Source organism: Tessaracoccus sp. MC1865, assembly GCF_017815535.1.
GTDB lineage: Bacteria > Actinomycetota > Actinomycetes > Propionibacteriales > Propionibacteriaceae > Arachnia.
In genome coordinates this window covers 2,941,300-2,960,116 of record NZ_CP072596.1, presented here as the reverse complement: position 1 = coordinate 2,960,116, position 18,817 = coordinate 2,941,300, and the positions used below count along the sequence as shown (strand labels likewise).

Annotated in this window: 21 protein-coding genes; 13 read left to right on the top strand and 8 right to left on the bottom strand. The window is 68.6% G+C overall.

Annotated features, from left to right (window positions below; all coding sequences use genetic code 11):
• From J7D54_RS13780 to J7D54_RS13765, 4 genes are all read left to right on the top strand, one after another.
• Positions 1-948, top strand: a complete 948-nt coding sequence (locus J7D54_RS13780; RefSeq protein WP_182763156.1) for a carbohydrate ABC transporter permease — start codon at positions 1-3, stop codon at positions 946-948.
• A complete protein-coding gene (locus J7D54_RS13775) occupies positions 938-1,798 on the top strand; it encodes a carbohydrate ABC transporter permease (RefSeq protein WP_182763157.1) in 861 nt (286 codons plus the stop codon). The genes J7D54_RS13780 and J7D54_RS13775 overlap by 11 nt, the downstream gene beginning before the upstream one ends.
• Positions 1,795-3,189, top strand: a complete 1,395-nt coding sequence (locus J7D54_RS13770) for a sulfatase-like hydrolase/transferase (protein ID WP_209455154.1) — start codon at positions 1,795-1,797, stop codon at positions 3,187-3,189. Before J7D54_RS13775 ends, J7D54_RS13770 begins: the two co-directional genes overlap by 4 nt.
• Before the next feature lie 168 nt (positions 3,190-3,357).
• Positions 3,358-4,542, top strand: a complete 1,185-nt coding sequence (locus tag J7D54_RS13765; protein ID WP_255433587.1) for an Nramp family divalent metal transporter — start codon at positions 3,358-3,360, stop codon at positions 4,540-4,542.
• 1 nt (position 4,543) lies between these two features.
• Here the strand turns inward: J7D54_RS13765 and J7D54_RS13760 are convergent, their stop codons facing one another.
• Positions 4,544-5,215: a metal-dependent transcriptional regulator gene (locus tag J7D54_RS13760; RefSeq protein ID WP_182763159.1), complete on the bottom strand. Its 672-nt coding sequence runs from the start codon at positions 5,213-5,215 to the stop codon at positions 4,544-4,546.
• Between the two features lie 262 nt (positions 5,216-5,477).
• Between J7D54_RS13760 and J7D54_RS13755 the strand changes: the two genes are divergently transcribed.
• Positions 5,478-6,392: a MurR/RpiR family transcriptional regulator gene (locus J7D54_RS13755; protein ID WP_371811024.1), complete on the top strand. Its 915-nt coding sequence runs from the start codon at positions 5,478-5,480 to the stop codon at positions 6,390-6,392.
• 7 nt (positions 6,393-6,399) lie between these two features.
• Here the strand turns inward: J7D54_RS13755 and J7D54_RS13750 are convergent, their stop codons facing one another.
• Complete coding sequence (locus J7D54_RS13750; RefSeq protein ID WP_182763161.1) at positions 6,400-6,711, bottom strand: hypothetical protein; 312 nt, start codon at positions 6,709-6,711, stop codon at positions 6,400-6,402.
• A 111-nt stretch (positions 6,712-6,822) separates the two neighbouring features.
• On the opposite strand from J7D54_RS13750, the gene lgt reads away from it, so the two are divergent.
• Positions 6,823-7,785: a prolipoprotein diacylglyceryl transferase gene (gene lgt / locus J7D54_RS13745; protein ID WP_209455153.1), complete on the top strand. Its 963-nt coding sequence runs from the start codon at positions 6,823-6,825 to the stop codon at positions 7,783-7,785.
• Between the two features lie 78 nt (positions 7,786-7,863).
• A complete protein-coding gene (locus tag J7D54_RS13740; protein ID WP_182763162.1) occupies positions 7,864-8,292 on the top strand; it encodes a thiol-disulfide oxidoreductase DCC family protein in 429 nt (142 codons plus the stop codon).
• Here J7D54_RS13740 and J7D54_RS13735 read toward each other — a convergent pair.
• The 4 genes from J7D54_RS13735 to J7D54_RS13720 all read right to left on the bottom strand — a co-directional run bounded on the left by J7D54_RS13735 (position 8,289) and on the right by J7D54_RS13720 (position 10,956).
• Positions 8,289-9,455: an ROK family transcriptional regulator gene (locus J7D54_RS13735; protein ID WP_182763163.1), complete on the bottom strand. Its 1,167-nt coding sequence runs from the start codon at positions 9,453-9,455 to the stop codon at positions 8,289-8,291. The two genes, J7D54_RS13740 and J7D54_RS13735, sit on opposite strands and share 4 nt — an antisense overlap.
• Positions 9,456-9,571: 116 nt before the next feature.
• On the bottom strand, positions 9,572-9,769 hold the full coding sequence (locus J7D54_RS13730; RefSeq protein WP_182763164.1) for a hypothetical protein: 198 nt from the start codon (positions 9,767-9,769) through the stop codon (positions 9,572-9,574).
• Between the two features lie 51 nt (positions 9,770-9,820).
• Positions 9,821-10,162, bottom strand: coding sequence for an MGMT family protein (locus J7D54_RS13725; RefSeq protein WP_182763165.1), 342 nt, complete (start codon positions 10,160-10,162; stop codon positions 9,821-9,823).
• A 53-nt stretch (positions 10,163-10,215) separates the two neighbouring features.
• The gene (locus tag J7D54_RS13720) at positions 10,216-10,956 is read right to left on the bottom strand and encodes a Sir2 family NAD-dependent protein deacetylase (RefSeq protein WP_182763166.1); all 741 of its coding nucleotides are present in this window, start codon (positions 10,954-10,956) and stop codon (positions 10,216-10,218) included.
• A gap of 102 nt (positions 10,957-11,058) precedes the next feature.
• On the opposite strand from J7D54_RS13720, the gene J7D54_RS13715 reads away from it, so the two are divergent.
• From J7D54_RS13715 to J7D54_RS13700, 4 genes are read left to right on the top strand one after another with little or no spacing between them, the layout of a single operon-like run.
• Complete coding sequence (locus tag J7D54_RS13715; RefSeq protein ID WP_182763167.1) at positions 11,059-11,349, top strand: FeoA family protein; 291 nt, start codon at positions 11,059-11,061, stop codon at positions 11,347-11,349.
• 59 nt (positions 11,350-11,408) lie between these two features.
• Entirely contained in the window at positions 11,409-13,295 is a 1,887-nt protein-coding gene (locus J7D54_RS13710; RefSeq protein ID WP_182763370.1) for a ferrous iron transporter B, read from the top strand.
• The gene (locus tag J7D54_RS13705) at positions 13,292-13,855 is read left to right on the top strand and encodes a NifU family protein (RefSeq protein ID WP_182763168.1); all 564 of its coding nucleotides are present in this window, start codon (positions 13,292-13,294) and stop codon (positions 13,853-13,855) included. The genes J7D54_RS13710 and J7D54_RS13705 overlap by 4 nt, the downstream gene beginning before the upstream one ends.
• A gap of 37 nt (positions 13,856-13,892) precedes the next feature.
• Positions 13,893-15,254: a TIGR01777 family oxidoreductase gene (locus J7D54_RS13700; protein ID WP_182763169.1), complete on the top strand. Its 1,362-nt coding sequence runs from the start codon at positions 13,893-13,895 to the stop codon at positions 15,252-15,254.
• A gap of 9 nt (positions 15,255-15,263) precedes the next feature.
• Here the strand turns inward: J7D54_RS13700 and J7D54_RS13695 are convergent, their stop codons facing one another.
• Positions 15,264-16,091, bottom strand: coding sequence for a rhomboid family intramembrane serine protease (locus J7D54_RS13695; RefSeq protein WP_182763170.1), 828 nt, complete (start codon positions 16,089-16,091; stop codon positions 15,264-15,266).
• A gap of 21 nt (positions 16,092-16,112) precedes the next feature.
• Entirely contained in the window at positions 16,113-16,304 is a 192-nt protein-coding gene (locus J7D54_RS13690) for a DUF6767 domain-containing protein (RefSeq protein WP_076063579.1), read from the bottom strand.
• A gap of 37 nt (positions 16,305-16,341) precedes the next feature.
• On the opposite strand from J7D54_RS13690, the gene J7D54_RS13685 reads away from it, so the two are divergent.
• Both J7D54_RS13685 and J7D54_RS13680 read left to right on the top strand, forming a co-directional pair.
• Positions 16,342-17,559: a YibE/F family protein gene (locus J7D54_RS13685; RefSeq protein ID WP_182763171.1), complete on the top strand. Its 1,218-nt coding sequence runs from the start codon at positions 16,342-16,344 to the stop codon at positions 17,557-17,559.
• Between the two features lie 117 nt (positions 17,560-17,676).
• Entirely contained in the window at positions 17,677-18,753 is a 1,077-nt protein-coding gene (locus J7D54_RS13680; RefSeq protein ID WP_182763172.1) for a M23 family metallopeptidase, read from the top strand.
• The last annotated feature ends 64 nt before the right edge of the window (positions 18,754-18,817 follow it).

The following is an 18,817-nucleotide window of genomic DNA, read 5'->3' as shown; positions in this document are numbered from 1 at the left end:
GTGACCGTCTCATCCCCCGTCCGTGACCGTTCGGTCAGGGAAGAGGAGGCCCCGGTTGGCAACAGCCGGGGCCCCCGCTCCAGGCCCCACGAGAAACGTGCCGCCCTCGGGTTCCTGACCCCCAGCGCCATCGGCCTGACGCTCTTCGTGCTGGTCCCGACGATCCTCGCGATCGCCACGAGCTTCTTCCACTGGCCGACTTTCGGCGATGTCACGTTCGCGGGATGGGACAACTACAGGAATCTCTTCGCCCGCGGCAACGCTTTCCCGGCCGCCCTCATCAACACCATCGTCTTCACCATCGTGGTCGTTCCCCTGAACCTGGTGCTGACGCTGGCGATGGCGTTCTGGATCTCCACGAGCCGGATCAGCCACGTCTACCGAGTGCTGTTCTTCCTTCCCGTCGTGACGCCCAGCGTGGCCACGTCGATCATCTGGAAGATGCTCTACCAGCCCGGGGGCATCATCGATTACCTCGCCCAATCCGTTGGCATCCAGATGCCGAATCTTCTGGCCACCAACAGCACCGCGCTGATGGCCGTGGTGTTGGTCGTGATCTGGAATGGCCTCGGCTACAACACCCTCATCTTTTCCGCGGCCATCGACCAACTGCCGGATTCGGTGCTCGACGCAGCGAAGATCGACGGTGCCGGCTTCTGGTCCACGCTGTTCCGGGTGAAGCTGCCCCTCATGACGCCGGCCATCTTCTTCGCCACCACGATCACGATCATCCAGGCGTTCCAGATCTTCAACCAGCCCTACGTCATGACGGCCGGTGGGCCGGGCAACGCAACAGTCACCGTCGTGATGGACGTCTACCAGAAGGCGTTCCAGGGTGGGCAGCTCGGTGCCGCAGCTGCGCCAGCCATGATCCTGTTCGCACTCATCCTCGTGGTCACCGCGCTGCAGTGGCTCGGCCAGAAGAAGTGGGTCAGCTATGACCAGTGAAACCATCCCCACCGTTCGCCGGCGCCGACGCATCGCAGGACCGGTGCTCAACGAGGCGCTTCTGTTCGTCGCCGCCGTCGTGTTCATCTTCCCGGTGATCTACACCATCACCTCTTCCCTGAAGCCGGCAGGCGAGATCTTCAGCCAGCCGCCGTCGCTGTTCGGCTCGGAGATCCGCTGGGCGAACTACACCGAGGTGTTCGACTACGCGCCGTTCGGCAAGTACATCCTCAACGGTGTCATCCAGTCGCTGGGCGGCACCCTCGTCGTGCTGGCCGCCAGCGCGCTGGCGGCCTACTCCTTCGGCATCCTCCGCTGGCGAGGCCGCGACGTGACCCTGCTGGGTTACCTGGCCACGCTGATGATCCCGCAGGAAGTCCTCGTCATCCCCATGTTCCTGCTCATGCAGCGACTCGGCTGGATCAACTCCTGGCAGGCCCTCATCCTGCCCTGGGCCTTCGGCGCGTTCGGAACCTTCTTGCTGCGCCAGTTCTTCATGAGCCTGCCGTACGAACTGGTGGAGGCCTCCAGGGTGGACGGCTGCAGCCACTGGCAGACGTTCCTGCGGATCATCCTGCCGCTGGCGCGCCCGTCCATGGCCGTGCTCGGCGTGTGGACGTTCATCACCTACTGGAACAGCTTCCTGTGGCCGTTGATCGTGGTCAACGACATCGAGGGATTGGGCAACGTGAGCCTCGGGCTCCAGACCTTCTTCGGTGAACGCGGCGCAGCCTGGAACCTGATCCTGGCCGCATCCGTCATCGCGATCGCGCCCACCATGATCGTGGTGATCATCCTGCAGAAGCACCTGGTCAAGGGCATCGCGACGGTGGGGCTGGCCGGCCGATGAACCGCACCTCGCGCCCCCATGTGCTCGTCATCCTGGCCGACGACCTCGGCTGGGGCGACCTCGGCTGCTTCGGGGCGACGAGGGTGCGCACGCCGAACATCGATGCGCTAGCGGCGCGCGGCACGTCCTATTGGGACGCTCACGCCGCATCGTCGGTGTGCACCCCGTCCCGATACGGCCTGCTGACGGGGCGCCACCCCTGGCGCAGCCCCCTGAAGGCGGGCGTGCTGGGCGGAGCAGATCCGTGCATCATCGCCGACGACGTCCCGACGATCGCATCGGTGTTGCAGGCTGAGGGCTACCGCACGGGAGCCTTCGGGAAGTGGCACCTCGGTCTCGACTGGCAGCGCACGGACGGTTCACGCCCAGCAGCCTTCGATCCTGGCTTCGCTCCGGATATGCAGGGCGACGGCCGCGACATCGACTACACCGTCGCGTTCGACAACGGGCCACTCGAGCACGGATTCGAGCGCTATTTCGGCATTGCCGGGTCGCTCGACATGCCGCCCTACTGTTTCCTGGACCAGAACCGTACCGTCGGCATCCCCACGCTGGAGAAGCAGCCGCTGATCACCTCGCAACGCCCCGGGCTCATGGTGCCGGGGTGGGAGGACGACCAAGTTGACGTGGCCGTCACCCGCGCCGCGCAGGAGTGGCTGAAGGAGCCCGACGAGCGTCCATTCTTTGCCTATGTCGCCGCGGCGTCCCCACACCGTCCCTGTGTGCCGCCTGGGTTCGTGCGCGGAACCTCCGATGCCGGCGCCAGGGGCGACAGCATCCATCTCTTCGACTGGATGGTCGGCGAGCTGCTGGGGGTGCTCCCCGACGACGTTCTGGCCCAGACCCTGGTGATCGTGACCAGCGACAACGGCGCGCCGATGATCTTCCCGGAAGACGGCGACGTGGTCATCCATCGCCCCAACGGCGCCTGGCGAGGGCAGAAGGCCGACGCGTACGAGGCCGGCCACCGGGTACCGCTCGTGATCACCGGGCCCGGGTTCGACGTCGGCGCGGAATCTCGCGCGTTGGTGAGCCTGCTGGACCTGTTGCCGACGATCAGCCGCTGCGCGGGCGTCGCCGCGACTCCTCCAGCAGACGGTGTCGCCTTGGGGGACCGAACCGAACAGGACTTGGTGGGTGCCCAGGCATACGATGGTCGGCTCCTTCTGCGCTCTGCGTCAGCCAAGGTGATCTATGGCAGCGGCTCCGGCGGGTTCAGTGAGCCGGTGGGGCAACCGTGTGGGCCGGGCAGTGAGCTCGTCCAGGTCTTCGATCTTGCGGCAGACCCAGCCGAGGCGCGTGACATCCGCCGCAACGACGAGTCTGTCGCACCCACAATGTATGAGGAGTTTGTGGCCGCTACTGGCTACGCACCTGTCCCCGACCCGTGACGCACATATTCGTCCGCCACGCGTAAGGTGTTTCGGTTCCTCTTGACCTAGACTTCGGCGCAACGAACATACATGCCAAGGATGTCGGAGGTCGGGGTGACAGGGTCACAGGTGCTGAAGACCGAGGAAAGGTCGGTTTCGCTGAACGCGGGCCGCCCGGCCTGGCTGTTGGGACCCGCCCTTGTTGCGGGAGTGGCCTACCTCGACCCCGGCAATGTCGCGGTCAACATGTCGGCCGGCGCCCACTTCGGGTACCTGCTGGTGTGGGTGTTGGTGGTGGCCAACGTCGCGGCGTGGCTGGTGCAGTACATGTCAGCCAAACTCGGGCTCGCCACGGGCCGCAGCATGGCCGAACTCCTCGGCGAGCGGATCGGCACCCGCACCGGCAGGGTCCTCTACGGCATTCAGGCCCAGTTCGTGGCCGTGGCCACTGACATCGCCGAGATCATCGGTGGGGCCGTTGCGCTCTGGATCCTCTTCGACATCCCACTGGTGGCCGGGGCCGTCATCACCGGGGCGGTCTCGACGGTGCTGCTCCTCGTCCAGTCGGAACGCGGGGCCAAGGCCTTCGAGTTCAGCATCATCGCTCTGATGGCCATCATCGTGATCGGCTTCTGTTACGGCTTGGTGATCTCGCCGCCCGAGGCTGCGCAGGTCGCGGGAGGGCTGTTACCGAGGTTCGACGGTACCCAGTCGGTCCTGCTGGCCGCCAGCATCATGGGCGCCACCGTCATGCCGCACGCGATCTACGCGCACTCGTCGCTGGCGCGCGACCGGTTCGCCCACACCGAGATCCCCGCGCGCCGGCTGATCCGCGCCACCCGTGTCGACGTCACCATCGCGCTGAGCATCGCCGGTTCGGTCAATCTGGTGATGCTCCTGGTGGCCGCGACCGTGCTGCCGGGCGTCCCCGGCACCGACAGCTTGGAAGGCGCGCACCTCGCTATCCAGAACGCGCTGGGGGCCACTGCCGGTTCCATGTTCGCCATCGCGCTCTTGGCCTCGGGCTTGGCCTCCACGGCGGTGGGCTCCTACGCCGGAAGTGACATCCTCGGCGGCCTCTTCCGCACCAGGCTCAGCCTCCTCACCCGTCGGCTGCTGACGATGATCCCGGCGGTTCTGGTGCTGGCGGCCGGTGTCGATCCCACGGCGGCGCTGGTGCTGAGCCAGGTGGTGCTGTCCTTCGGGATCCCCTTCGCCGTGGTGCCGCTGGTGTGGCTCACCTCGCGCAGGAAACTCATGGGCGCCTACCGCAATACGACGGCCCTGACCGCTGCGGGCTGGCTGGTGGCGGGGGCGATCGTCGCGCTCAACGTGGCCCTGTTGGCGATGCAGCTCGGGCTGGTCGGTTGACCTAGGGCGTGACCCAGACGGAATCCGTCGCGGCCCGGCCGAGAGTCAGCGTCTCGTCGGCGCTGTCGACGATGATCTCGATGCCGCCCGAATAGGGGAGGCCGGGCCTGGCCTCCAGCACGGTGCCCACCCCGATGCCGTGCTCGGCGAAGAACTGCAGCAGGGCGGGGTCGTCGTCGGAGATCCGCTCCACCCGGGCGGGGTGGCCGGTGCCGAGGTCGGTGAGGGCGACGGCGTCCAGTTGCAGGATGCTGCCGTCGGCGTTGGGAATGGGGTCGCCGTGCGGGTCACGGTCGGGGTGTCCCAGGTGCTCCGCGATGCGTTCCACCATGAAATCCGAGACGGCGTGCTCGAGGTGGTCTGCCTCCTCGTGCACCTGATCCCAGCGGTAGGCGAGTACTTCCACGAGGAACGTCTCAATGAGACGGTGTCGCCTGACCATGGCCACCGCATGCGTGCGGCCCTCGTCCGTGAGGGTCATCGACCCGTAGGGAGTGTGCTCGACCAGGCCGAGTTCGCCTAGCCGACGCACCGCATCGGAGGCCGTGGACATCCGCACGCCGACGCGGGCCGCTACGGCAGAGGTGGTGACGGGGTCATCAGACCATTCGCCCAGGCTCCAGATGGCCTTGAGGTAGTTCTGATTGCTCGTCGAGAGCGCCGACACGGACATGCTGAGATGTTAACAAACTCGTATCTTCGCCCTGACGAACTTCAGTTTGGCATACCAGGAGCGTCTAAGTAAGGAGGCTCATTTTTCTCAGCGGGCCCGCGTGGCGTCACAAGAAGTTTCATGTCCGGGTGCCAGCCTGGCAGGTGCTGATGACTAGGTACGTGGCCTGGCCGGCGGGCCTCTCAGGGGCCGCGGGGGCCGTTGCAGAGCGTTGAAATGTGGTGGGCCGGCGGTAAATCCTGTCAGGCGCGCCGAGGTCGGTATGTACTTGACATATGCCCGTGAGGGCTACTATTGCGCCATGCCTTCCCCCGACGTGAACTCCCCCTCTGGGCTGGTGGCACGGATTGAGACAATGTTGCCCAATCTGCGCCCCGCCGAACGACGTGTCGCCGAGGCGGTGCTGACGGATCCGGCCGCCGTGGCGCGGGAGTCGATCTCCGCACTCGCCGAGCGCTGCGGCGTGTCTGCACCCACAGTCGTCCGCTTCTCCAAGCGCGTGGGCCTGGCTGGTTACCCCCAGCTCCGCGTCGGTCTGGCGATGGCTGCCGGCGCCGAGGCCGGCCGCACCGGACGGCCCATGACCGCGGGCATCGTGGGTGAGGACGACTCCTTGTGCGACATCGCCGCCAAGGTGGCCCACGCGCACGCCAACTCGATCGAAGAGACCCTCTCCGCGCTCGACCTCAACGCGCTCAAGTCTGCAGTCCGCACCCTTTCCAGCGCTGAGAAGATCGACGTCGTGGGTATCGCGGGAAGCGGGCTGATCGCGGCTGACCTGGTCCACAAGCTGCAGCGATTCGGCTACAACGCCTGGGTGCAGGCAGACAGGCACGCGGCAGTGACCGCCCTGGCGCTGCGTGGCCGCGGCGACGTGGTGGTGGGTATCTCGCACACCGGCCACACCGCCGACGTGGTGGAGCCTCTCCGGATGGCTGCTTCCCGTGGCGTGAAGGTGGTTGCGATCACCAGCGACGACCAGTCTCCGTTGGGTCTGCTCGCCGACACCGTGCTCACGTACCGCTCCAAGGAGCCGGCCTTCCGCCTGGGTGCGATGGCCAGCCGGATCGCTCAGCTGAGTGTCATCGACTTCCTGCTGGGTGGCATCGCGATGCGTCAGGCTCAGCCCGTGCGCTCCGCGCTGGACAGCACCTTCAAGGCCGTCGGCGCCCTCTGAGCCCCGATCAGGCCGCTCGCGGTGCGCCGCTCCTGGCGCGTTCGTAGGACACGAGGGCTGCCGCGGACAACTCCGCCGGTGACGGGCGAGGCGACTTCACGCCGATGCCCGGCCCGCTGACCGTCCACGTCCCGCCGCGGGTGCATTCGCTCTTGGCGACGACGACGGCGCCCCTGGGCGTGACGAACGACAGCCTCGGCCGGTCGTCGTCGACGGTGATCTGGCCATCGAGCTCGGGACGCATCGCGATGAGATGCGACTTGACGGAGAAGATCAGCAGCAGGTCTGAGATACCGGTGTCGGTCACCAATTCGTTCATGTGAACTACTCTGCCGCTCGCCTCCGACATTTCTTTCGCGCGCACGGGGGACCGATCGCGAGGGTCGGCTGCGCGGCGGGCCCGCCTTGGCGGATATGGGAAGCTTGGCGCGTGAACCCCCTCGTGCTGACGTTCCCGGACTTCGATCCCGTGGCCCTCAACCTCTTCGGCCTCAAGATCCACTGGTACGCGATCATGTACCTGCTCGCGTTCGGCATGGCGTACGGTCTGATGCGGCGTCGTCTGGCGCACGAGCCCTACCGCTCCATCACGAAGCCCCAGCCGTGGTCGTCGGCCGACATCGAGGACATTCTCCTCGCGTCGATCATCGGCGTCATCGTGGGCGGCCGCCTGGGCTACTCCCTCTTCTACACCAACGGCTACCACCTGCAGAACCCGTTGGAGATCATCAGGGTGTGGGACGGCGGCATGAGCTTCCACGGCGGCGCGATCGGCGTCGTCCTCGGTCTGGCCTGGTACGCGTGGCGCAAGAAGCGGCCCTTCCTCCAGGTGGGCGACTTCCTCGCGCCGTCCGTGCCCATCGGCCTCGCGGCTGGGCGTTTCGGCAACTTCATCAACGGTGAACTCTGGGGCAGGCCGGCCCCCGAATCGCTGCCGTGGGCCATGATCTTCCCCACGGGCGGAGACGTGCCCAGGCACCCGTCGCAGCTCTACCAGATGCTCCTCGAAGGCATCCTCCTCTTCGTCCTGCTGTGGTTCTACGCCCGCAAGCCGCGCTTCCGCGGCCAGGTCACGGCCGCCTTCCTCGCCGGCTACGGCGTCTTCCGGTTCATCGCCGAATTCTGGCGCGAGCCGGATGCGCAACTGGGCATCCTCGGGCTGGGTCTCAGCATGGGTCAGTGGCTCTCCCTGCCGATGATCCTCATCGGGGCGGGGTTGTGGTGGTGGGCGCGCCAGCGCCGCGTCGACGACCGCGAAGAGCCTGTGGACAACTCGGGGGACAACTCCCGCGGTGAAGCCGAGGCCGATCCGGCGTCCGACGGCTCGACACCAGACGACGACACGCTCAGTGACAGGCGCGAAGACCCCCACGTCAACCCCCGGGACAACTGACGCGGGGGTTATCCACAGCTTCGTTGCCACGTACAGTGGAGACTCACGGGAGTTCGTACTCAAACGGGCAGGACAAGCATGGATGAGCATCTGAACGAGTCGGCACGGGCTGGGGATAACTCCGTGGACAACCCCCGGCTGACCCGGCCGCTGGTCCTCTACGACGAGGACTGTGGCTTCTGTACCACATCAGCCCTCGCCACGCAGACGCCGTGGTTCCGCGCACAGGTGACTGTGACCGCTTTTCAGCGTGTGGACCTCGCTGTCCACAACCTCACTGTGGACAAGTGTGCGGAGAGTCTTCACGTCGTGGATATCGACGGCAGCGCGCACGTGGGCAGTGACGCTGTCGCCGTCGTGTTCCGCGAGTCGAGGTTCCCCTGGCCGCTGGTGGGGGGCGTCCTGCGCCTGCCCGGGATCCGCTGGGTGGCGCAGAAGGTGTACGCGATCGTGGCTCGCAACCGCTACCGGTTGCCCGGCGGGACGGCCGCGTGCCGGCTTGATTAGCGCTCGAGGAGCGGGTCCACCCAGGCAGCCGGGCCGCTGACCACGGGGCCGAGCGCGGCCAGACCTGCGCCCATCGCGGCGCGGCGGGGCGTGTGATCGACCAGTTCCAGCTCGATACCCGAGTGCGGCGCCCACAGCACGCGCGTGGTGAGCTCGCGCTGGAGCGGCTCGCGGAGCCACTCGCCGACACTCGCGAGGTGCCCGCCCAACCGCACGGTGCTGAGATCGAGCAGGTTCAGAGCCGCGCCGATGGCGATGCCCAACGCCGACGCCAGCGTGTCGATGGCCGCCTGAGCAACGGCGTCGCCCTCCGCGAGCGCGGCAACCACGCCGTCGATGTCCGGCTGCCCGGCAAGGCTGGACACGGCATGGGCGCCGGCCACCGTCTCGAGGCACCCGCGGGCGCCGCAACCACAGAGCTCGCCGTCGGGATCGACGCAGATGTGGCCGAGCTCGCTGGCCCAGCCGTGCCGACCGCTCATCAACTGACCATCCAGCGAGATGGACGCGCCGATGCCCACCTCGCCGGTGACGTAGAGGAACGACGACCCCGGGTTCTCCCGCAGCACGGTGAGCGCGGAACAGTCGACGTCGTTGCGCACGGTGAGCCCCAGCCGGGCACCGGCCACCTCCACGTCCCAGTGGAGGCCGGGCTCGACCCCTTCCCACGCGAGGTTGGGTGCGCGCAGAACGCGTTGGCCCTCCCTGTCGACCAGACCTGGGATGGCGAGGAGCGCGCCGGAGACCCGGGCTCCTTCGGGCACGTCCTTGAGTGTTTCCCTGGCGATGTCGGAGAGCCGGGCCATGCCCTCCTCGACGCTGAACGACTCGACATCGATGTCGATGTAGCGCTCCGCCTGCACCTCTCCGGTCAGGTCGACGAGGGTGGCGACCATGCGCTCGACGTTGACCTCGAGACCGAGGGCGAAGACTGTGCCGGGGCGGATCTTGAGCGGGACGGCCGGGCGGCCCCGCGACCCACCGACGGCCTCGCCCTCCACGACAAGCTCGCCGATGATGAGGTCGTCGACCAGCCTGGACACCGTGGAGCGTGTCATCCCCAACCGGCCGGCGATGTCTGCGCGGGAGACGGAACCGCTGTTCGCCAGCACTTCGCCCAGCACGAGCGCGAGGTTGCCCGTGCGCACGGATGCCTGCGTCATGCCCGCGGAAACTGGTGTCTCAGTGTTGAACATCGCCCCTCCTGCCAGGCCGGAAGTGATCAGACCTCAGACCATTCTCCCCGACAACGATGGGAAACGCCGCACGGGGTGTTGAGCTATGAGCGATCGTCGGGCGACGCATCGTCAGCATCCTCCCGTGAACCCGCGACGGGGGGTCGGCGCCGCAGGATCCGGGCGAGCTCCACGATGATGAAGAAGATGACCAGAGCCGCCGCCGCGCCCAACAGGAGGAGGGGCCACAGCGGCGTCGCCTCCGCGGTCTCGAGGAGCTGGATGTCCAGCGGAATCAGCATGCGCCCATCATCCCACGCTCGCTCGGCCCTCGGACGGGGCGCCCGAAGGGATCAGACGATGAGTTCGGCAGCCGCGTCGGCGTAGGCGCAGGCCAACTGCATCAGGTCCGCCCGGTGCCGGTCGATGCGGCAGCGGCCGGGCTCGCTGCTGATCCCCTCACGCGCCCACTGCTTGCGGGCCAGGGGCAGCAGGTGGACGGGGAGTTCCCCGTCGCGGTTGGTGACCCGCCACCAACTCACCTCGCCGCCGCGGGTGGCCATGATGGTGCCGACCCTGCGCGCGGAGGTGCCGACGAGTTCCGCGATGTCGCCGTACGACACGACCGACCCCCTCGGAACCTGTTCGACGGCTCGCAGAACCAGTTCGACGGTGACCTCCGCCTGCTGCGCCATCTCAGGCCCCCTTCGGGTCAGAGTGATTGAGCAACCCTAATACGCGTCGGGGTTCAGGGCTCGGTGGTCAGCAGATCGGGCAGGACGTCGTCGAGCCGGCCCCGGACGACCTGGTGTGCGAGGTCGTCCATGGGGGTCTCGGAGGCGTTGACGATCACGCCGTACGCCCCGTGGGAGATGGCAGTGGGGAACAGCCCAGCCACGGGGTAGACGCCGAGCGACGTGCCCACGGCGACGATCGCGTCGCAGTCTTCGACCGCCTGCAGCGAGGCCTCCATGACGTCGGGCTCCAGGACCTCCTCGAAGAGGATGACGGTGGCGCGGGTGATGCCGCCGCACTCCGGGCAGCGGGGATCCGGGTCGCCGGCGTTGACGTGGGCGACCATCTCCTCCATCGGGCCGGTCTTCCCGCACATCTCGCAGCGCCACGTGCGCATGCTGCCGTGGACCTCGTGCACCAGTTCGGGGCTGGAGCCGGCCAGCTGGTGGAGGCCGTCGGTGTTTTGCGTGATGATCGCCCGCAGCCGGCCCTGCTTCTCCAGGCCGACGACGGCGTGGTGCGCGTTCGTGGGACGGGCGTTCCAGGCCTCGGGCATGGCGCGGCGGCGCCAGGCCGCCTTCCGGACGTCCTCGTCGCTGAGGTACCAGGAGAGGGTGGAGACCAGTTCGGCGTAGGGGTCGCGCGTCCAGAGACCCTCGGGGCCGCGGAAGTCCGGGATGCCGGCGGCGGTGGACAGCCCGGCGCCGGAGAGGATGACGATGCGGTTGGCTTCAGAGAGACGTGACACGGCCATGCGCCCAGTCTGCCCCAGGTCACATGCCCCTGCCCGCTCGCCCCGAGGCGGTAGGCGACCCCCCGCCGGGCAATTAGGTAAGGCGGTGCTAACTTAATGCGCATGACTCTCGTGGAACTGTTCGCCGCTCGGCGATGCACCACAGCGCGGGCGTTCGCCGCCAAGTCAACGTGCACCCTGGACTCCATACCGCTGGGCGAGGTGCGCACCGTCGTCGGTTTCGATGACGACGACGTGGTGGTGCGCCGCCTGTTCGACCTGGGTTTCACACCGGGTGAGAGCGTCGTGCGGCTGCGCCAGGCGCCGCTGGGCGGCCCCCTGATGTTCCGGGTGGGCGGGGTGGAGATCGTGTTGCGCAGGGCGCAGGCGAGCCGCATCCTGGTCGCGACGTGAGCCACACCCACCATCACGGCGGCCCTTCGGCCGCGCCGCAGACTTCGGCGACCGGAGAGGTGCTCCCGCGGGTGGCGCTCGTCGGGAGCCCGAACGCCGGCAAGACCACGCTCTTCAACGGGCTCACGGGCCTGCGGGCCAAGACGGGCAACTACCCCGGCGTCACCGTCGCGAGGTACGAGGGCCTGGTCGAGACCACCACCGGGCCGGTGGTGGTCGAGGACCTCCCCGGCACCTACTCGCTCGATCCCATCAGCCCTGACGAAGAGATCGTCGCCGCCGTCCTCGAGGAGGCGGGCACGCTGGCCGGGCTGCTCGTCGTCGTCGACGCGACGAACCTGAGGCGGGGGCTCGGCTTCGTCGCCCAGGTGCAACAGGCCGGTCTGCCCACCGCGATCGTGCTGACGTTCGTCGACGAGTTGCTGCACCGCGGCGGCAAGGTCGACCCCGAGGCGTTGTCCCGGGCGCTCGGGCTCAAGGTGCTGCCCGTGGTGGCGGGTGAACGACGGGGGGTCGAGGCCCTCCGCCAGATCCTCGCCGCGCCCGCCCAGTGGCCCGCGCCGATGCTGGTGCCTCCCACGGAACCCGAGGCCGTCGTCGGCTGGACGCAGTCCGTCCTCACCGCGGCGCACTTCGCCGCGCCGGATCCGGATTCGCGCACCGCCAGGTTCGACCGCGTGCTGCTGCACCCCCTCTGGGGCAGCCTCATCTTCTTCCTCACCATGTTCGTGTTCTTCCAGACCATCTTCGTGGTGGCCGCCCCCCTGCAGGGCTGGATCGAGGCGGCGTTCGCGTGGCTCGGCGACTGGGCGCGCGGCGCCATCCCGGTGGGCTGGTTGGCCTCCTTCACCGCCGACGCGCTGCTGGCCGGTGTGGGCGGCGTGCTGGTGTTCCTGCCGCAGATCGCTCTGCTCTTCATCCTCATCTCGTTGCTCGAGGGTTCCGGCTACCTGTCGCGCGCCGCCTACCTGATGGACCGCGTGATGTCGACGGCGGGCCTGGAGGGCCGCGCGTTCGTCGCGCTCCTCTCGTCGCTGGCCTGCGCCATCCCGGGCATCATGGCCACGCGCACGCTGCCCTCGGCCAAGGACCGGCTGGCCACCATGATGGCCGCTCCGCTGATGACCTGCTCCGCCCGGCTGCCCGTGTATGTGCTGCTGATCGGGATGCTCGTGCCGCCCGAGCTGGGCTGGGGCCCGGTGCGGGCACAGGGCGCCATCATGTTCGGCCTCTACGTGCTGGGGGCCGCGTCGGCCATGACGTCGGCGTGGTTCTGGAAGCGGGTCGTGGGGCGCTCGGGCGTGGGGCTGCCGTTCTACATGGAGATGCCGTCCTACCGGCTGCCGAAGCTCAGGACGGTGCTGATCTCGGTGTGGGATGCCTGCAAGGCGTTCCTGCGGAAGGTCACCTCGATCATCCTGGTCACGACGGTGGTCCTCTGGGCGCTGTTGAGCCTGCCGATGCGCTCGGCTGACGACCTGGTGGCGGCAGGGGTGGACCCCGCCGACGAGGTGGCCGTGACCGCCTACACGCTGGACCATTCGGTGGCGGCCGGCCTCGGCCGCGCGGTGCAACCGGTGTTCGAGCCGCTGGGCTTCGACTGGCGCGTCAACGTGGGCGTGATCTCGTCGCTGGCCGCGCGCGAGGTCTTCGTCGCGACGCTCGGCCAGGTGGCGTCCGCCTCGGATCCCGAGAACCCGGCCAGAGCGTTGGCGGAAATGCGGCACCAGGACGGGCCGCGCGAGGGCGAGGAGGTCTTCACGCCTCCCACCATCGCCGCGCTGCTGGTGTTCTTCGTCTACGCGCTGCAGTGCATGTCCACGCTGGCCGTGATGCGTCGCGAGACCGGCACCTGGCGGTGGCCGCTCATCGCCTTCGGCTACCTGGGCCTCACCGCCTGGCTCATGGCCTTCCTGGCCCATCAGATCGTGGGAGTGCTCACATGACACGCGCCATCCACCCCCAGTCGATCCCGGGCGAACCGCGCGCCGTGCGCTGGGTCACCGACGTCGACCTCCCCGTCGGCCAGGTTCTGCACGCGCCCGGCACGCTCGGCCCGCTGCTCGAGTACGGCGTGTTGACCAAGGCAATGGTGGAACGACGCGGTGTCTGGACGTGGTTGGCCGAGGACCGCACCTGGACCGAGCACGGCCCGCGGATCCGCGACGCGGTGGCGGCCGCCGTCGACCTCGACGGCTGGCAGGTCACCGAGGGCTCCGGGGAACTGCTGGGAATGCTGGCGCGCGAGGTGCTGGAGGGTGAGCTGGCCGGCTACGTGTCGAGCCACGGCGGCCACATCACAGTCGCCGATGCGACGGCCACGACGCTGAAGCTCAACTTCGGCGGCGCCTGCGAGGACTGCCCCGCGGCCGCGTCGACGCTGCATGACCGGGTGGAGGCATCGGTTCGGGAGCGTTACCCGCTCCTCACGGAGGTGAAGCGCGCCGGCGGGCACCATCCCGGCGCCGGGTGGCTCGGCCTCCCGGCGCCCGGTCGGGGCCGATAGCCCCTGAAACTCCCGCGTGCCTGACAGGATGACCCGTATGAAGGTCTACGAGCACGTCACCGACTTCGCGCATCCGCGCGACCTCGTCCGCCGGATGCTGTACGGCCCCGGTGGGCTGGTGCGCTTCATCCCCGGGGGCGGCCTGACCGTCCTCGAGGGCAACCCGGACGACTACCGCGTGGGCAACCAGTTCACCGTGAGCGTCCACCTGCCCTACCGGCCCTATCCGAAGCCGAAGGCCACCTACCGCTACATGGCGCTGAGCGACGACGTGCAGGTCGTCGACATGGTGGACAGCGGCATCTTCAACAGTTGGCGCCACGAGTCGTTCCTCAGCGACCTGCCCGACGGCGGCACCAGGATGTTCGACCGCATCACGTTCGACGCCCCCAGGCTGAAGTTCGACACCGACGTGGAACACAACCGCGACTTCCGGTTCAGGGCGCGCCAGATGAAGGGCGACCTCATGCTCCACCGGCTCCTCGACGGGCGGAGTCGCCGGATCCTCGTCTCGGGTGCCTCGGGCCTCATCGGCACGCAACTGGTCGCGCTGCTCGCCAACGCCGGGCAGCACGTCGGACGGCTGGTCCGCTCGCCGGACCGGGGCTACGCGCCCGGCACCGCCATCCAGTGGGACCCCGCCGGGCGACACCTGCCCCCCGCCGTCCTCGAAGGCGTCGACGCGGTGATCAACCTCGCCGGGCACTCCATCGGTGGCCGGTTCACCGCGAAGAACAAGCAGAAGATCCTGCAGTCACGCCTCGACGCCACGCACACGCTGGCCGACGCCGTCGCCCAGCACCCGTCGACCGCGCTGATCCAGGCGTCGGGCATCGGCATCTACGGCGCGCGACGCCCGGGCGAACTCCTGACCGAGGAGTCGGCGCCCGGCGACGGGTTCCTCGCCGACGTCGTGCGTCAGTGGGAGGGGGCCGCCGGCGCCGCGTCGGACGCTGGGGCCCGCACCGCCTTCATGCGCACCGGGATCGCGTTGAGCCAGGGCGGCGGGGCCCTCCTGCCGCAGCTCCCGCTGTTCTTCCTGGGGCTGGGTGGCCCGGTGTCGCCGAAGGAGGGCATGAACAGCTGGATCGGGATCGACGACGTGGCCCGCGCGTACACGTATGCCGTGGTGGCGCCGTCGGTGCAGGGACCGGTCAACATGGTGGGGCCCGCTCCGGTCACCAACGGGGAGTTCGCCGAGACGCTGGCCCGGGTGATCGGGAAACGGTCCTGGCTGCCGGTGCCCTCGGTGGGGCCCAAGGTCCTCCTGGGGTCCGAGGGCTACGACCAGCTGATCGACACCGACCAGCGGGTCTCCTCGGCCAAGCTCCAGACCGCGGGGTTCAGGTTCTCTGAGCCCACCGTCGAGGAGGCGCTGAAGCACACGCTCTGGCGGTGACAGGCGGCGCTATCCGGCGAGCTGGAGGCCCCGGAAGAGGCTGACGGCCACGAAGGCGACCGCCAGCACGGCGAGCAGCGGCCACTGCCATTTCCGCGCCGACCTGGGCAGGTACAGGACGACGGCCGTGGCCACCACGCCGCCCACCAGGCCGCCCAGGTGCCCCTGCCATGACACGTTGGCCCACAGGAACGACACCGCCACGTTGATGCCGATCCAGGTGAGGATGCCGCGCACGTCGCCCTTGTGCTTGATGGCGAGCAGCAGCACGGCGCCGAGGAGACCGTAGATCGCGCCCGACGCGCCCAGCGTGGAGCCCAGCGGGTTGGAGAACAGCATCACGCTGGCAGAACCGCCGAGCAAAGAGATGAGGTAGATGGCCAGGAACTTCCAGCGCCCCACGATCTGCTCGACGTTGGGGCCCAGCAGGTACAACACCAGCATGTTGAAGCCGAAGTGCCACAACTCCACATGCGCGAAACCCGAGGTGAGCAGTTGCCACCATTCGCCGTAGTACGCGGCGATGGCGGGGGTGAGCGCCACGTAGCCCATCGGCTCGCCGTCGTAGCCGCCGGTCAGCAGCAGCAGGATCCAGATGGCGGCGTTGATGCCGACCAGGACCATCGAGGTCGTCTTGGGGTTGGAGGTGCGCTCGCCGCCGTACGGGAGCGCGTGTTGCCGTGTCTGCTGCATCCCCTGCTGCACGCATTCGGGGCACTGGAACCCCACCGAGCCCGGCACCATGCACTGGGGGCAGATGGGGCGGCCGCAGCGCTGGCACGAGATGCGGGTGGGTTCGTTCGGGTGCCGATAGCAGACGGGCGCGGCCATTTCCATGGGACGAGCGTACCCGCGCGCCTACTGGTGCTGTTTCCGGCGGCTCTCAGCCCAGGCCTCGCGGGATTCCGGGTCGTCCATGATGAGATAGACGAGGCCGCAGTCGTGCGGTCCGGTCACGTTGATCTGGCAGAGGGTGCACGGATCCCCGGGGCGCAGCGGGCACTTGGCGTCCGGGCGCCGCTTCCGCCTGGTTTCCGCGTTCGTCGACACGTTTTCGAGTGTACGTCCGCCGTGTACGTTGGCCCGCATGGGTCACTCGCACGGCGAACACGCACCAGTAGAAGTGGGTCAGCGCGCCCGGGCTCTCCTCGTCGGCTTCCTCGCCATCGTGGGCATCCTCGCCGTGGCGGGCATGATCTGGCTGTGGCCCAGCGGCGCCGAACTCCGCGGCGCCCTCACCATCGTCGACGAGGTGCCCGGCGTCACGTATGAGGACGCCACCATCACGGAGGTCGTCGAGGGGTGCGAATCGGCCGACGTCGGCCCCGTCGAGGGGCCCGCCTGCCTGACCGCCAGCGTCGTCGTGGACAGCGGGGCCGACGAGGGGGCGGAGGTCGCCGTCGAGCTGTCCGGCCCCCAGGTGCATGCAGGCTTGAGGGCGGGCGACTCCATAGAGGTCGCCCGCATCCCCACCGAAGACGGCTTCCACTATGCGTTCAGCGGCGTGAACCGGCTGCCGGTGATCGGGATCATGCTGGCGCTGTTCGTGGCTGCGGTGGTCGCCGTCGCCAGGTGGCGGGGGCTGATGGCGCTGGTGGCGCTGGGCATCGCCGCCTACGTACTGCTGGGGTTCATGCTTCCGGCCGTCATCGTCGGCAAATCCGGCATGGCCGTGGCGCTGGCCGGGTCGACGGTGATCATGTTCATCGTGCTCTACGTGGCGCACGGGGTCTCGGTGCGCACCTCGGCCGCGCTGGCCGGGACGCTGCTGGGGCTCGCGGTAACCACGGGGCTGGGCGCGGTGGCTGTCGTGACAGCCCGGCTGTCCGGCTTCTCTGACGAGAACGAGTACGACCTCGCCCAACTCGCGCCCGCCATCAACTTCCAGGACCTGCTGATGGTGGGCATCATCGTGGGGGGGCTCGGCGTGCTCAACGACGTGACGATCACCCAGGCCTCGGCCGTCTGGGAGCTGCGCGGCGCAGCGCCGCAGTGGTCGCGGACCCGCGTGTTCGCGGCGGGGATGCGAATCGGCCGCGACCACATCGCCTCCACCATCTACACCATCGTCTTCGCCTACGCCGGCGCAGCCCTGACCGTGCTGCTCCTCCTGTACTTCACCTCCCGGGCGCCGCTGGACCTGCTCGGCGTCGAGATGTTCGCCGGGGAGGCCGTCCGCACCCTCGGCTCGGCCATCGGCCTGGTGTTGAGCGTGCCCCTGACCACCGGTATCGCCGCCCTCACCGTCGGCCCCGCGAAGGGGGAGGTTTCGGCCGCAGAGGCATCGCCCCTAGCAGAAATCTGAGCAATCCTCAGGAAGGATTTGGGAAACTCTCAGGAAACTCGTACAGTTTTCAGGGATCACCCCGTGGGTGGTCTCCTCATCCTGAGAAACCCTGAGAATTTGCTGAAGGATATCTGCGTGCGAAAGTCTTTTGTCGGAGCCCTGGTAGTGGCGCTCCTGGCTGGCGTGTTCAGCGTCGCCACCGCTCCGAGGGCCGAGGCCGCAGCCACCCTTCCGGATTTCCCCATGCTGCTGCCCGTGGGTTGGGGCCTCACAGTCCAGGGTGGCGGCACCCACACGTTCGCCTCCGGAGTGCGTAGTTCCGTGGATCTCGGCGCCGCCGGCAACGCGTCGGTCGACGTGGTCGCCGCCGCCGATGGCGTGATCACCACGGTCAAGGCCAACTGCGAGGTCATCATCACCCACGAGGACGGCTGGCAGACGAAGTACTTCCACCTTCGCGCCATCCCGGCCGGCCTCGCCGCCGGCCAGCAGGTGGCGGCCGGTACCAAACTGGGGATGACCGGCATGCCGGGCTCCGAGACCTGTGGCCGTGGCACCTTCCGCCACGTGCACTTCACGCTGATGAAGGCCGGCACGGAGATGCCCATCGAGGGCCTGCAGCTGGGTGGCTACGCCGTCCACGGCAGCGGCGGCGCCTACTGCGGCTACTGGACGCGCAACTCCGACGGCGCCGTCGTCGCCGACGCACGTCGCTCCTGCTACGCCGTGCCCGCACTGAGCAACACGCTGCTGCCCGCCTCCGCGCTGCACCGCGCGTCGCAGGTCGCCGCCTCGCGTGACGTCCAGCGGCCGGCGATCGCCGCGGCCGACACCATCGACGCCGTCGCGCTCTACGTGACCGACGGTCAGCACACCGTCGGCGGCCGCGCCTGGCGCACCACCTGCGAGCCGTACTCGCAGACGGAGCGGTGCCGCACCGAGATCTGGGCCTCCATGGTCGAGAACGTGGCGGGCTATGAGCTGCACACCGAGGGCTGGGTGTTCAACAACCTCACCTACAAGCCCGCCAAGCGCGAACTCTGGGTAGGCAACGACCTGGGCACGACCGCCAGTTGGAGCGACGCGCAGGGTCGCCAGTGGCGCACCGAGTGCGACACCGCCGCGACGGGTCGCGGCGCCTGCCGCACCTACGTGAAGTCGTCCGCCGGCGGCGCCGAGGTCTTCAACAACCTGGTGCGCTTCAGCGACTGACCCCCGGCCGCTCGCGGCACGCTTCCCGAATCCCTGCCCCGCCCGCACCGGCGGGCAGGGATTC